This window comes from Pontibacillus sp. ABV4_188, from assembly GCF_056311905.1.
The window spans coordinates 1,397,990-1,410,760 of the sequence record NZ_CM149975.1; the positions used below are offsets into that span (position 1 = coordinate 1,397,990).

The window sequence follows — 12,771 nt, forward strand, 5'->3', positions numbered from 1 at the left end:
AAGGGAACTATACCCTGGAAAGGCGAGATGGTTATGAGAGTGATGGTATGTGTTTTAGCGTTACTGGTAAGTTGGAGTGAAATAACGGCTGTAAGGGCTGAGGGACCTAGGAAGGAACTTGCCATTGTAATTGACGACTTTGGGAATGATATGGGGGGCACGGACGCAATGCTAGAGCTTCCGGTGCCGTTGACTGTAGCCGTAATGCCTTTTATGCCGACAACTGCTGAGGATGCAGAGCGTGCTTATTACTTGGGTCATGAAGTCATCGTTCATATGCCGATGGAGCCTATGAAAGGGAAGAGAAGTTGGCTAGGTCCTGGTGCGATTACGACAGACCTTTCCGATGAAGAAATTAGAGAGCGTGTTCATGATGCGATTCATGCTGTCCCACATGCGGTAGGGATGAACCATCATATGGGTTCTAAAGCAACAGCAAGTGAACGGGTGATGCGGATTGTACTTGAAGAGTGTAAGAATCATGGACTTTACTATTTGGATAGTAAAACTACAGGAAGTAGTGTTATCCCTGAGTTGGCGACTGAATTAGGTGTGCCTTATTTAGAGAATGAAATCTTTTTAGATCATGTGTATTCGATTGAGCATATGAAAAAGCAGGCGAAGAGAGTGGAGGAAGGGTTAGTGGAGGGAAAGGAACTTATTGCTATTGGGCATGTTGGGATTGCGGGGGAGAAGATGGTTTCTGTTTTGAGCGAATTTATTCCGATTTTTAAAAGTAAGGCCGATATTGTTCCCTTGTCTGATCTATTGCCTTGATAGGAGGAATGGTTTCCGTTAACTTTGGGTGAGTATAAGGCGGACCTGGGGTCTCATCTAGGCTCTTCTGCCCACGGGAGTCTCGCAGTTTCCAGGCCCACCTTTTACATATTTGCAGTAACGAAAACAAACGAAATATCTGCATAATTCCTAACAAATTTAAGGAGCGGTGTTAAACTTGCCATAAAAAAGGTGCCAAATTCCTTAATTCAATAGGAAGTCTGACACCTTTTTTCTCTACTCTAGCTCAGTCTAGTCTATGCTTTGCTAATGGAGCGCTGTGTGCTTTTTTAGATTAACTTGCGTGCTGGTTTACGTCTACGGCAGGTTTGTGTATTTTCTGTTTCAAGACCTGGATGACGAACCATGCTACTACGGCTAGCCAGAAGAGGGAGCCGATGATCATGGAGGCGGTGTAAGATAGTCCGAAACCTTCTGGTGCGTAGAAGATGTAGGTACTTACTACAGCTGTCATGAATAGGGCTGGTATGGAGCAGATCCAGTGGAATTTTTGGTTTTGTAACAAATACATGGCCGCGGTCCATAGCATGACGGTTGCAACGACCTGGTTTGACCAGCCTACATAACGCCAAAGGAAGCTATAATCAATTTGTGTTAAGAAGAATGTAGGAAGAGCGACAGGAACGATTAAGAAGAGGGTGCTTAGTTTACCTGTTAACTCTTTCTTACGAATTCGTCCAATTAAATCTGCAAGCATCATCCGGGAAGAGCGAAGTGCTGTGTCTCCTGTTGTAACAGGAAGGATGATGACGCCAATTACAGCAAGTACCCCGCCAAATGCTCCAAGAGTTGACGTACTGATTTCGTTTACAACACCTGCTGGGCCACCGGCATCAAGAGCAGCTTGCAGCGAGCCTGTACTACCGAAGAATGTCATTCCAGCAGCTGCCCAGATTAAGGCGATTACGCCTTCTGCGATCATTGCGCCGAAGAATACCTTACGACCTTCGCTTTCTTTTTTCAGTGTGCGAGCTAAAATTGGACTTTGTGTACTATGAAACCCTGAGATTGCTCCGCAAGAAACAGTAACCATAAGAAGCGGCCACATCGGCAGTTCCTTTGGGTGTAAGTTTTGTACAGTTAGATTTGGAATTGGATTATCAAAGAAAAATAGCCCGATTCCGATCGATACAGCCATGAAGATTAAGATAGCCCCGAATATTGGATAAACTTTCCCGATAATTTTGTTCACCGGCAAAACGGCTGCGATTAAGAAGTAGGCAAAGATGACAAGTAGGGATGCCATAAACCCAAGAGGTGTCACTTCAGCCATAAGCTGGGCTGGTCCTGCTGTGAATGCCGCAGCCACTAAAATCATAAGCCCGATTGATAGAATATTGATGATGGAACTTGCGTATTCTCCTAAGTACTTTCTAACAATGGTAGGATACTGTGCTCCGTTATGTCGTATGGATAACATACCTGAGAAATAGTCGTGAACGGCTCCTGCAAAAATAGATCCCACTACAATCCAGATAAAAGCAACTGGCCCGTATAAAGCTCCCATTATTGCGCCGAAGATCGGTCCAAGGCCGGCGATGTTTAAGAGTTGAATTAAACTCGCTTTCCACCAGCTCATTGGCATATAGTCAAGGCCATCGTTGTGTGCGTAAGCGGGGGTTTGGGACTCATCGTTAATCCCGAAAATTCGTTCCACCACCTTTGCATAAACAAAATAACCTAATAGTAGTAACATGATGGATGCAAAAAATGTAACCATCGCCTAGCCTCCTCTCGAAAATTGAATGATAAGATGTATTCTATACGGATTGTTATACATAAACAACCCTTTTTCTGAAAATTTCATTTTTTATCTTATTTTTCTCACGAGTAAAGAAGGAAGGTTGATAATTGTAAATGCTTTCAATAATAAGAATCTATACTTTCTTCAAAAAATAGATTCTTGTCGCTCTATCTTATGGTATAATTCCTCGATATGAATGAATTTTTATACGAAACGGCCGTCCTTTGTTAACAAGGAAGGCTTTTTTAAAGGAGGATGAAAATGGGGCAAGCGAGATTACCCTCATTGCTTGAGGTTATTAGTGTATTAACGATCTTTCTAGCGATTGTATTTTCATTTACAATCTATGAATTGCCGATTCAGTTGGCCTTATTTATTTCATTATTTGTTGTCATTGGTCTAGGGTTGCTAGTTGGATACACGTATGATGATTTGCAAGCTGCGATGATTAAAGGAATTTCAAATGGCCTTGAAGCAGTGCTGATTCTGTTAGCTGTTGGGGCGTTAGTTGGAACGTGGATTGCAGGTGGTGTTGTTCCGACACTCATTTATTATGGTTTGGAATTTATTAATCCTGCTATCTTCTTACTAGCGACGCTTGTAATCTGTTCTGTTACGGCCCTTGCGACAGGAACTTCCTGGGGTACAGTGGGTACAGCTGGAATTGCCATGATGGGAATCGGTGAAGGTCTTGGAATGCCGCTCCCGATGGTTGCTGGTGCTATTCTCTCTGGTGCTTATTTCGGAGATAAACTATCTCCGTTATCAGATAGTACAGTTTTGACAGCTTCGATGTCGAAAGTAAACGTCATTCAACACGTGAAATCAATGCTTTATTTAGACGTTCCCGCCTTTGTTATTACAGGCATCCTGTTTACAATTGCAGGATTTATGTATGGAGGCGGTGACGCTGATCTTGATAAAGTGAATTCGATTATGGCTTCACTAAAAGACGTATTTAATATTAACGCCTTTATGTTACTGCCCGCTGTGATCGTTATTAGTTTATTGGTAATGAAGAAGCCTTCTATTCCTACCATTTCATTCGGTGCATTGCTAGGTATCATCTGGGCTCTTGGTTTTCAAGGGATGGGACTGGCTGATGCAATTAGCACAGCGTATAGTGGATTTACTATCACGTCAGATATTGACTTTATCAATGAGCTCTTAGCTGGCGGCGGTATTAGCGGTATGCTAGGCTCCATTGTCGTGATTATCTTTGGTTTAGGATTCGGCGGTTTGCTTGAGAAGATTGGAGTACTTCAGGTTATCATGGATGCGTTCATTAATAAGATCCAATCTGCTGGTAGTCTTACTTCTTCAACGCTACTGGTTGGATTTTTCTCGAACGTATTTGGCTGTGCTATGTATGTATCGCTGATTTTAACCCCTAAGATTATGGAAAGAAGTTATGATTCTTTAGGATATCGACGAGATACATTGAGCCGAAACACAGAAGTAGGCGGAACAATGACTTCAAGCATGGTGCCGTGGTCAGATAACGGTATTTACATGGCCGCAACATTAGGGATTTCAACATTTTCGTATCTTCCATTTATGTGGATGAGCTTTGTTTCGATCATTATTGCGCTTATTTATGGGTACACGGGCAAGTTTATGTGGAAGAAAGAAGATCCAAACGATACAGCACAAACGGTATAAATAAACAACCACTAAAAGCCTGTCCCAAAGGGGCGGGCTTTTAGTATGTGCAGCTTTAAAGCGGTGAAGGGTGCCAGGCACTATTTAATGTATTAACGCAAAGAAGGGTGTCTGGCACGCTTCTTTCCTTTAGTGAATAGAAGTACTCTATGAAAAAAGGGCAAACCAGGGAAGTGGTTTGCCCGTTCCGTATTTTAAAGAAAGGAGAACATGGGGATTAGATTAGTATTCAGAAGATAGTGAACCCATCATGGAAGGGTCAGCCTTTAATTGTTGAACCAACTCGGCGCCAGCATCCATGTCTGCTTCGCTAGCATTTAATGCAGCTACAGGGTGGAAGCAAGTGATGCCTGTGAACTTACTAAGGTCAACTTCTACACAGATACCGGTACGGTAAAAGTTGCTATACTTGAACAAATGACCGTCGCAACGTTCAGGGTATAGAAGTTCTAAAATCGCACAGCAACGTTTGCCTTCAACGAATCGTTTTACACGGAAGAATGGAGAAGGGTAAAGGGCAGAACAGCCGTTAAACTTTTTAACACCCCACGCAAAGTAAGGTAATAGACCTGCAAATGTGTTTTCGCAACCACATAGAAGTACGAACGGAATCGTGTCTCTGCCGTCCCCGCCTGTAGGAGAAACCAGATCTTCAATGGCACGGTGACATGAACCGCTCTCACAGCAGTTATTGTCTACAGCGTCTTGTACTCTTGCAATTTCTCTCACCTTATCGCAAACACAACGATTATTACCAGATTTACCACAACAACTCATAAACTCAGCTCCTTTTTTAGATTACCCGAAGGTACTAATAGAGTATGTTGGTCAATGCTTTTGGTATAGGGGTTTGTCTTTAGAACTATTAAAATGTACGGTTGTACCCTATTAATTAGTCTAGTTGTAAAGCGAGTTTTGTATTTTATGTAAACTTAGGTATAATGGGCAAAAGGAACTAATGGATAGGAGATGGGGGAAGATGCATATAAATACGATGAGTAGAGGGAGTAAGCTAATTCTACTTGCTTTAGCTATGGCGGTTCTATCATTTTTCTTTACATGGATCGACGCAGGAATCTTATCTGAAAATGGCTTTCAGCAGCAAGGGTATATATTTTTAGTTTTCTTTGTATATCCTGTTTTCCAAGTATTAAGAAGAAGGTCGATCCGTTTATTCTCAGGCTATGGGAGCGGTATAGGCGGTTCTGTATCTATCATAGCTTATATGGTCAGTAAGTCGGGGAATATCTTAGGGGAACGAGTAAATTTAGCTTCTACAGGGATGTACATCTTCCTCATCTCTACACTTTTATTAATTGCCGGTGTTTATGTAAGTCGGAAAGAGGACGCTACGTCTTCTGTTGTGGAAGCTTCACCTTTATCTAAGTAGAAAAAAGCGCTGATCCTTAGGGGATCAGCGCTTTTTTTTGGTTCAGTGAGTATTTACTGTTCCTGAGAAGAGGAATAGACTCCGTCATTTGAGGAGGAGTTTCCCCATTGTTCTTTAAGGTTTTTACCTTTTTGTTTTAGAGAGCTAGTAGAAGATGTAGATTTCATATATTTCTCATTCCAGCTTCTTAAGCTGAACAACATACATATAACGGTGAGCACTGCAAGCGCTCCGGTTGCTGGCCAGAAGTAAGAGGAAACAATGCCTTCAGTATAAGCTACTCCAATAGGGGAGAACACGATATAGGTTTGGCCGACACAAGCGAACAAGAAGATGGAAGTAGGCATGGCATATTTCCATGGTGTCATCTCTACGCTAGGGTTGTGTGGCATTTCGTAAGCTGTTTCCCTTGGTTTGACGAATCCTATGATCAGCATCATGGCTAGCTCAATAGCAAATAGAATACCGTAGATGTGAATGAAGTGAATGGATACCGTTAATCCGAATAACTGTTCGAATCCCCATACCATTAAATAATACGCAAATACGTGGAAGATCACCACGGATTTAGCTGCTAAAGCTGGAATCTTCTTCGTTAATACGCCCATTAATACAATCGTAATAATTGGAATGTTAAAGAACCCGGTAAATTTGCGAATAAGGTCCCATAACCCATTTGGAGCATTTAAAAGCATAGGTGATATAAAGAACGTTACTAGCGCGATAACGGTTCCAACCCATTTACTTATTCGAATCATTTGTTCATCTGTAGCATTTTTATTAATACTTGTTTTATAGATATCAAAAGCAAACATTGTAGATGCACTGTTTAACAGAGAGTTAAAGGAACTTAATACAGCTCCAAGTAATACAGCTAAGAAAAAGCCGTTCATATAAGAAGGAAGAACATTTGCTACAAGTGTTGGATAAGCTAAGTCGACTGACTGCAACTCACCTCCATATTGATGGAAGGCGATTACACCTGGAATCATCATAAAGAAAGGTACTAATAGTTTAAAGAAACCAGAGAAGATGACCCCTTTTTGTCCTTCTTTCAAACTTCCTGCACCTAGTGTGCGCTGAATTACGTATTGATTGGTTGCCCAGTAGAACATGTTCGCAAATAGTAGACCAGAGAAGATGGTGCCAAATGGTACAGAATCATTGGGTCCCCCGATTGCGTTTAATTTTTCGGGATTTTCTGTTGTTAGCGTCTGAACACCGCTAAAGAATTCACCATTCCCTAATGAGATAATTCCTAATATTGGGACAATTGCACCGACAATTAAGAGACCAATTCCATTAATCGTATCGGAGACTGCTACCGCTTTTAATCCACCAAAGATCGCATAAATAGCACCGATAATTCCGATCACCCAAATGATTAACCACACCGATTGAGTATAAGATAAGTTTAATAATGAAGGAATGTCAAAGAGTTTCAATACGGCTAGAGCACCAGAGTAAAGCATAGAAGGAATGGTGACGAACACATATCCTAACATAAAGAGAATAACGGTATAACGTCGTACCCCTTCATCAAAACGCTTACTTAAAAACTCAGGTAGTGTTGTGATATTTGCATTCATGTATTTAGGTAAAAGATAGAGAGCTAGAAGTACAATTGCAAAAGCGGCTGTAACTTCCCATGCCATGTTTGTTAAGTTTGTACGAAAGGCTTGTCCGTTAAGACCGACAAGCTGTTCTGCTGAAAGGTTTGTTAAGAGGAGGGAACCGGCTATAACGGTTCCGGTTAACCCACGTCCCGCTAAGAAATAACCAGCAGAATCTGAAGTGCTCCCTTTTGTCTTCCTGTAAGATATGTAAGCGACCATAGCCATGAATAAAATACAAGAAACAATTGTAAGCCAAAGTCCTGATTGTTGCATAACGCATCCATCCTTTTTAAATAATAACTTAATCCTCTCATTTCCTTAAAAGGTATATTAGAAACATATTGATGTAAGTTATCGTGAAAAATAGTTCTTTTTTACTACTTGAAATGATAGTAATTTTATGCTTGAAATTAGGTGATTATCACGATTTTTAAATAAAAACATAAAGTGAAAAAAGATGACAAGAAAAGAAGGGGGTCTGGTGTGAAAAATGTGCTGATCTTCACGGATATAGGAGTGGACGATACGTTTGCGCTCTTGTATGCATTTAATCATCCAGACATTCGTGTCGTTGGGGTTGTGGCTGGGTTTGGGAATGTTTCTAAAGAGAAGGTTACACGAAACGCTTATTATGTTCTAAAGCAGTTGAAGATGGAGGATATTCCTCTGATCAGTGGCGCTGCTAGATCATTTTCCGGGGATGAGCCTACGTATTATGAGGAGATTCATGGAATGAGCGGCTTGGGTAATATCCAAACGGAAATTGAGAAATTCACTTTATATAATTTTGACAAAGTATTTGAGATCATCGATGAAACAGAGGATCTGGTCATTGTGAATATGGGGCGCCTTACGTCTTTGGCGATGGCTTATATTATTTCTCCTGAGAGGATGAAGAACACGACTAGAGTGGTGATAATGGGAGGGGCTTTTTTAGTGCCAGGCAATGTGACTCCTTATGCGGAGGCAAATTTCTTTGGAGATCCTGTTGCAGCAAACGTTGTTTTAGATAATACAGGACCGAATAAAATTGTACTTATCTCCTTAAATGTTTCTAAGAAAGGAATTATAACGCCTAGTCTAGTAGAGAGTATTAAAACTGAATCTATAACAGAGATTGGCTCCTTAATTGGTCAATTATACGAGCCTTACTATGACTTTTATAAGAAACAAAAACCTTCTCTAAACGGAGCTCCTATGCATGATTTATTAACAATTGTTTACGTTACAAATCCTTCATTATTTAAAAGTGTAAAGCGTAACGTCACCGTTGAAGAGTCTTCCTACTTGACCACCGGGGTAAGTGTTGCAGATTTCAGAGATCAACCTCAAGTAAACGAAGACTATAATAACTATTGTGAAATATTACTAGACATCGATTACCCTGCATTTATAACAGAAGTAGCAACCACCATGATCGGGAAAGTCTAACATGTGGTTTTCGTGCATTAGAGCAATGAAGGGTGTCTGGCACCCTTCATTGCTTTAAAGACATAGAGGGTGCCAGACACGCGTCAGTCTTTTAAAGCGGTGACGCGTGTGTGGCACGTTTTTTGGTTAGTTTGTTGTGGTTAGGTGTTGGTTTGCATTTTCAAGAGCCTGTTGGAAGTCAGTTGTAAGGTCCTCAATCGCTTCAATTCCTACAGAGAGACGTAGCAGCCGATTGCAGACTCCGTAACTAGAACGAACTTCTTCTGGTATGTCTGCATGTGTTTGTGTAGCAGGATAGGTAATGAATGTCTCAACGCCGCCAAGACTCTCAGCAAATGTTACAAGCTCAAAATATTCTAGTAGTTTAGGTGCTAACGCTTCATCCTTAACGCGGAAGGAAATCATTCCACCTCGACCTGGGTAAAGTACATCTTGAATGAGCGGATGATCCGAGAGAAAAGAGGCTAAGTTTTTCGCGTTTTGTTCATGCTGTTTCATGCGAAGGGGAAGTGTTTTCAGACCGCGCATGAGAAGCCAGCTATCAAATGGAGATAAAACAGCTCCAGAACCATTTTGTTCAAGACGAAGAGAAGTGCAAATGTCTTCATCTTTAGCAACGACAAGCCCCGCCAAAACATCATTATGACCACCGATATATTTGGTGGCGCTATGAATGACTAGGTCAGCACCTAGTTCAATTGGCCGCTGGATATAGGGGGTGTAGAATGTGTTATCAACAATAAGGTGAAGCCCATGTTTCTGGGTTAAATCAGCCATTTCTTCTATATCTATTTGATGCATAAGTGGATTTGTAGGTGTCTCGATGAAGAAGCCTTTTGTATTGGACGTTATACAGGCTTCAAATTCTTCTTTGCTGCTCCCGCTCACATAAGAGAAAGAGAGTCCGAATTTCTTGAAATGTGTTTCAAATAAACGATAAGAACCACCATACACATCTTGAGTTACGATGAAATGATCACCTGGTTCATAGGTTGAAAAGACAGCTTGGATGGCAGCCATGCCTGAGCTGAATGCAAACCCTTCACGCCCAGTTTCAAGCTGAGCGATTTTATCCTCTAATAGATTACGAGTCGGGTTTCCGGTGCGAACATAATCATATCCAGTTGATTGCCCAACACCCGCATGACGATAAGCTGTTGATAAATATAATGGAGGATTAACCGTTCCTGTTGTACTCTCACTTCGGTTCCCTGTCTGTGCAAACTCTGTTTCTACCTGATAGCGTCTCATAGTATCTTTTCACTCCTTTAGTGTAATAAAGTGTGTCAGACACCCATCAATGCTTTAGTGGGTGAAAGGGTGCCAGACACCCATCAGTGCTTTAGTGCATAAACGTATTCATGGCATTAAAAAAAGGCTCTTCAGAAGAAGAGCCTTTTGTGGGTAAGGTGCACTTCTTCTTATCTTTCAAGTGACGCATCACTTGCTGGAAGGAGCACCACATCATTTAAGATAGGTTGCTGAAGCGTCAACGGACCAGATCCCTCGGCTTCTCTGAATAAGAAATAAGAAAGTGTTTGGTATAATTTTCTCTATACTATACATAAAATCTCGTTATCATGCAACAAGGTATCAGAATTTTTTAACTTGAATGACTTCCTGGACGAAACGGTTAAATAGGTTTTGCATTCGTTCATGCTTTCTAGTCATCATTTCCGCATGCCACTGAACGCCGATTACAAATCCTTCTTCATCCTCTTTTTCTATGGCCTCAATCACACCATCGGCTGCGAATGCGGTAGCTCTAAACCCTGGTGCGACCTCTTTAATAGACTGGTGATGAAAGGAGTTGGTAATGGTCTTCTCGCCAAATTGTTCTCGCATTACACTGTCTGGTTCTGTTGTAATTGTATGAGATTCTTGCCACGGTTTGTTGTACTGATCATGCTTTAAGGTTTCTTTATCCATATACGATACGTCTTGATACAACGAACCTCCATAAGTGACGTTTAAGATTTGAACGCCTCTGCATATAGCGAAAACTGGCTTTCCTTGACGAATCATTTCTTTTGCAAGGATCGCCTCAGAGTGATCGCGCTCCGGGAAAGGGGAGCCTTGCTTCTGAAGAGGCTCTTCATTGTAAAGGAGTGGATTTACATCTTGTCCACCTGAAAGAACAAGCCCATCCATGCCTGAAGCTTGTGCTCGAACAGTTTCATCATCTTCAAGAACAGGGAGAATAAACGGAACTCCCCCTGCTCGTAGGACGGATTGAACATAATCATTATTTACATAAGCGCGGTCGTAACCAGGGAATCGGCCACCCTGATCTATAATAATACTTCCTGATATACCAATAAGTGGTTTCATATGAAGTGGACTCCTTTTGTTAATTTTTTTAAAACTTTTATTTTGACAACTAGAAACTTCTATTATAAAATCCAAGTAATTTGATAAGAATTACATACTAATACAGTATAGCTAGTGTAATGGTTCATAATCAATTAAAAAAATTACAAAGGGGAGTTATTTTTGAAGTTTTCACGAATACTTACGGTTTTATCTCTTACTCTAGTACTCGTTGTAGCTGGTTGCAGCAACGGAGGAGACACAGAGGAAGACACATCATCATCAAAAAATAATGACAAAAAAACACCTCCTTCTAGTGAAGAAGGATTAACGATTGCGGTGGAGAGTAATTTTACTAGTTTAGACCCGCACGACACGAACGACAATCAGTCATACTCTGCACAGTCTGCTATATATGAAGGCTTGTTAGGGTTTGATAAGGATTTAAATATCGTTCCTGTACTAGCGAAAGAGTACAGCGCGAATGAAGACTCAACAGAATTTACATTCACATTAAAAGAAGGCATAACCTTCCATGATGGAGCGCCTTTCAATGCAGAAGCTGTAAAAGCAAACTTAGATCGTTTGTCAGACCCAGAGAGCCAGCTTCGCCGTGCGTCTTTATTTGAGCTCGTTGAGGAAACAGAGGTCCTTAGTGAATATGAAGTGAAAGTAACATTGAAAGAACCATTTGGCGCGATGCCGAATAACTTTGCACACCCAGCTGCCGGCATGATTAGTCCAAAAGCTTTAGAACAAAGCAATCAAGATCTTGCTCGTAACCCAGCAGGTACGGGACCATTCAAATTCGTAGAGTGGAAAAGTGGCGATCATCTAACGGTTGAGAAGAATGAAGAGTACCGCGAGGAAGGGCTACCTAAAGTAGACAAGATCGAATTTAAACCAGTACCTGAAAGTGGTTCTCGGGTAGCTATGCTTCAAACAGGAGAAGCAGACTTCGCATTCCCTGTAGCGCCAAACCAGGTAGAAACACTGAAAGAAGAAGAGGGCGTTTCCATTGAAACGAAACCATCTCTTGTTGTGAAGTATTTCTCTATGAATACAATGAAAGAACCATTTAAAGATCCGAAAGTTCGTAAGGCAATGAATTATGCAATCGATAAAGAAGCATACATTAAAGTGGTTTACGATGGCTATGCAACACAAACGAAATCCATCATCGCACCAAATACACAGCACTACGAAGAACAAGACGTTTACGAATATGACCCAGAAAAAGCGAAAGAATTATTAGCTGAAGCAGGTTATCCAGATGGTTTTGAAACAACGATCTGGGGCGGTACAAGCTCATTGAAACAAAAAATGATGTCCTTCTATAAACAGCAGCTTAGCCAAGTTGGTGTAACATTAAATGTTGTACCAATGGAAGGCGGAACATTAGGCGACAAAATTTGGGGAGTGGACAACCCTGAAGATGCTGAATTAGAACTTTATAACGGAGGCTGGTCTCCATCTACAGCAGATGCGGACTGGGGTATGCGCCCGCTATTTAGCAGCAATTCCTTCCCTCCTGACGCTTACAACACAGCTTACTATAACAATGAAGAGGTGGATGAATTGCTTCAAAAAGGATTATCCACTGCTGATGACAAAGAGCGTGGAGAATACTACGCTGAGGCGCAAAAAATTATTTGGGATGAGTCACCTTGGGTACCTCTTGCAGTACCAGACATCCTTTATGGAAAGCAAGATTATGTTGAAGGCTTAACGATGCTTTCTTCAGGTGTAATGGACCTTAAACAAGCAGAGATCGTATCAGAATAACCAAGAAGAGGTTGAGCGATTAGCTCAGCCTCTTT

General features: G+C 41.3%; 10 protein-coding genes and 1 riboswitch. Of the genes, 5 read left to right on the top strand and 5 right to left on the bottom strand.

The features are described from left to right. The first annotated feature begins 33 nt into the window (after nucleotides 1-33). Nucleotides 34-777 (top strand): divergent polysaccharide deacetylase family protein, encoded by a 744-nt coding sequence (locus tag ACYX4O_RS07065; protein ID WP_476355835.1) that lies wholly within the window; start codon nucleotides 34-36, stop codon nucleotides 775-777. Between the two features lie 295 nt (nucleotides 778-1,072). On the opposite strand, the gene ACYX4O_RS07070 is transcribed toward ACYX4O_RS07065, so the two are convergent. Continuing rightward, nucleotides 1,073-2,518, bottom strand: coding sequence for a carbon starvation CstA family protein (locus ACYX4O_RS07070; protein ID WP_476355837.1), 1,446 nt, complete (start codon nucleotides 2,516-2,518; stop codon nucleotides 1,073-1,075). Between the two features lie 285 nt (nucleotides 2,519-2,803). On the opposite strand from ACYX4O_RS07070, the gene nhaC reads away from it, so the two are divergent. Next, nucleotides 2,804-4,204, top strand: a complete 1,401-nt coding sequence (gene nhaC / locus ACYX4O_RS07075) for a Na+/H+ antiporter NhaC (protein WP_476355839.1) — start codon at nucleotides 2,804-2,806, stop codon at nucleotides 4,202-4,204. Between the two features lie 222 nt (nucleotides 4,205-4,426). On the opposite strand, the gene ACYX4O_RS07080 is transcribed toward nhaC, so the two are convergent. Continuing rightward, nucleotides 4,427-4,981 (bottom strand): CotY/CotZ family spore coat protein, encoded by a 555-nt coding sequence (locus ACYX4O_RS07080; protein WP_476355841.1) that lies wholly within the window; start codon nucleotides 4,979-4,981, stop codon nucleotides 4,427-4,429. Nucleotides 4,982-5,183: 202 nt separating this feature from the next. Between ACYX4O_RS07080 and ACYX4O_RS07085 the strand changes: the two genes are divergently transcribed. Beyond that, nucleotides 5,184-5,594 carry a hypothetical protein gene (locus ACYX4O_RS07085; RefSeq protein WP_476355843.1) on the top strand — a complete coding sequence of 137 codons (411 nt, stop codon included), beginning with the start codon at nucleotides 5,184-5,186 and terminating at the stop codon, nucleotides 5,592-5,594. A gap of 53 nt (nucleotides 5,595-5,647) precedes the next feature. On the opposite strand, the gene ACYX4O_RS07090 is transcribed toward ACYX4O_RS07085, so the two are convergent. After that, nucleotides 5,648-7,483, bottom strand: coding sequence for a solute:sodium symporter family transporter (locus ACYX4O_RS07090; protein ID WP_476355845.1), 1,836 nt, complete (start codon nucleotides 7,481-7,483; stop codon nucleotides 5,648-5,650). A gap of 210 nt (nucleotides 7,484-7,693) precedes the next feature. On the opposite strand from ACYX4O_RS07090, the gene ACYX4O_RS07095 reads away from it, so the two are divergent. Next, nucleotides 7,694-8,641 (top strand): nucleoside hydrolase, encoded by a 948-nt coding sequence (locus tag ACYX4O_RS07095; protein WP_476355847.1) that lies wholly within the window; start codon nucleotides 7,694-7,696, stop codon nucleotides 8,639-8,641. 126 nt (nucleotides 8,642-8,767) lie between these two features. On the opposite strand, the gene ACYX4O_RS07100 is transcribed toward ACYX4O_RS07095, so the two are convergent. Then, entirely contained in the window at nucleotides 8,768-9,892 is a 1,125-nt protein-coding gene (locus ACYX4O_RS07100) for a methionine biosynthesis PLP-dependent protein (protein WP_476355849.1), read from the bottom strand. A 167-nt stretch (nucleotides 9,893-10,059) separates the two neighbouring features. Beyond that, nucleotides 10,060-10,167: riboswitch (SAM riboswitch) on the bottom strand. A 67-nt stretch (nucleotides 10,168-10,234) separates the two neighbouring features. Continuing rightward, nucleotides 10,235-10,972, bottom strand: coding sequence for a gamma-glutamyl-gamma-aminobutyrate hydrolase family protein (locus ACYX4O_RS07105; protein WP_476355851.1), 738 nt, complete (start codon nucleotides 10,970-10,972; stop codon nucleotides 10,235-10,237). 162 nt (nucleotides 10,973-11,134) lie between these two features. On the opposite strand from ACYX4O_RS07105, the gene ACYX4O_RS07110 reads away from it, so the two are divergent. Beyond that, nucleotides 11,135-12,736, top strand: a complete 1,602-nt coding sequence (locus ACYX4O_RS07110) for a glutathione ABC transporter substrate-binding protein (protein ID WP_476355853.1) — start codon at nucleotides 11,135-11,137, stop codon at nucleotides 12,734-12,736. Nucleotides 12,737-12,771 lie beyond the last annotated feature (35 nt).

Coding starts and splice junctions, on each gene's coding strand:
- ACYX4O_RS07080 (WP_476355841.1), bottom strand. CDS start 4,981: ATGAGTTGTTGTGGTAAATCTGGTAATAATCGTTGTGTTTGCGATAAG.
- ACYX4O_RS07090 (WP_476355845.1), bottom strand. CDS start 7,483: ATGCAACAATCAGGACTTTGGCTTACAATTGTTTCTTGTATTTTATTC.
- ACYX4O_RS07085 (WP_476355843.1), top strand. CDS start 5,184: ATGCATATAAATACGATGAGTAGAGGGAGTAAGCTAATTCTACTTGCT.
- ACYX4O_RS07070 (WP_476355837.1), bottom strand. CDS start 2,518: ATGGTTACATTTTTTGCATCCATCATGTTACTACTATTAGGTTATTTT.
- nhaC (WP_476355839.1), top strand. CDS start 2,804: ATGGGGCAAGCGAGATTACCCTCATTGCTTGAGGTTATTAGTGTATTA.
- ACYX4O_RS07105 (WP_476355851.1), bottom strand. CDS start 10,972: ATGAAACCACTTATTGGTATATCAGGAAGTATTATTATAGATCAGGGT.
- ACYX4O_RS07100 (WP_476355849.1), bottom strand. CDS start 9,892: ATGAGACGCTATCAGGTAGAAACAGAGTTTGCACAGACAGGGAACCGA.
- ACYX4O_RS07065 (WP_476355835.1), top strand. CDS start 34: ATGAGAGTGATGGTATGTGTTTTAGCGTTACTGGTAAGTTGGAGTGAA.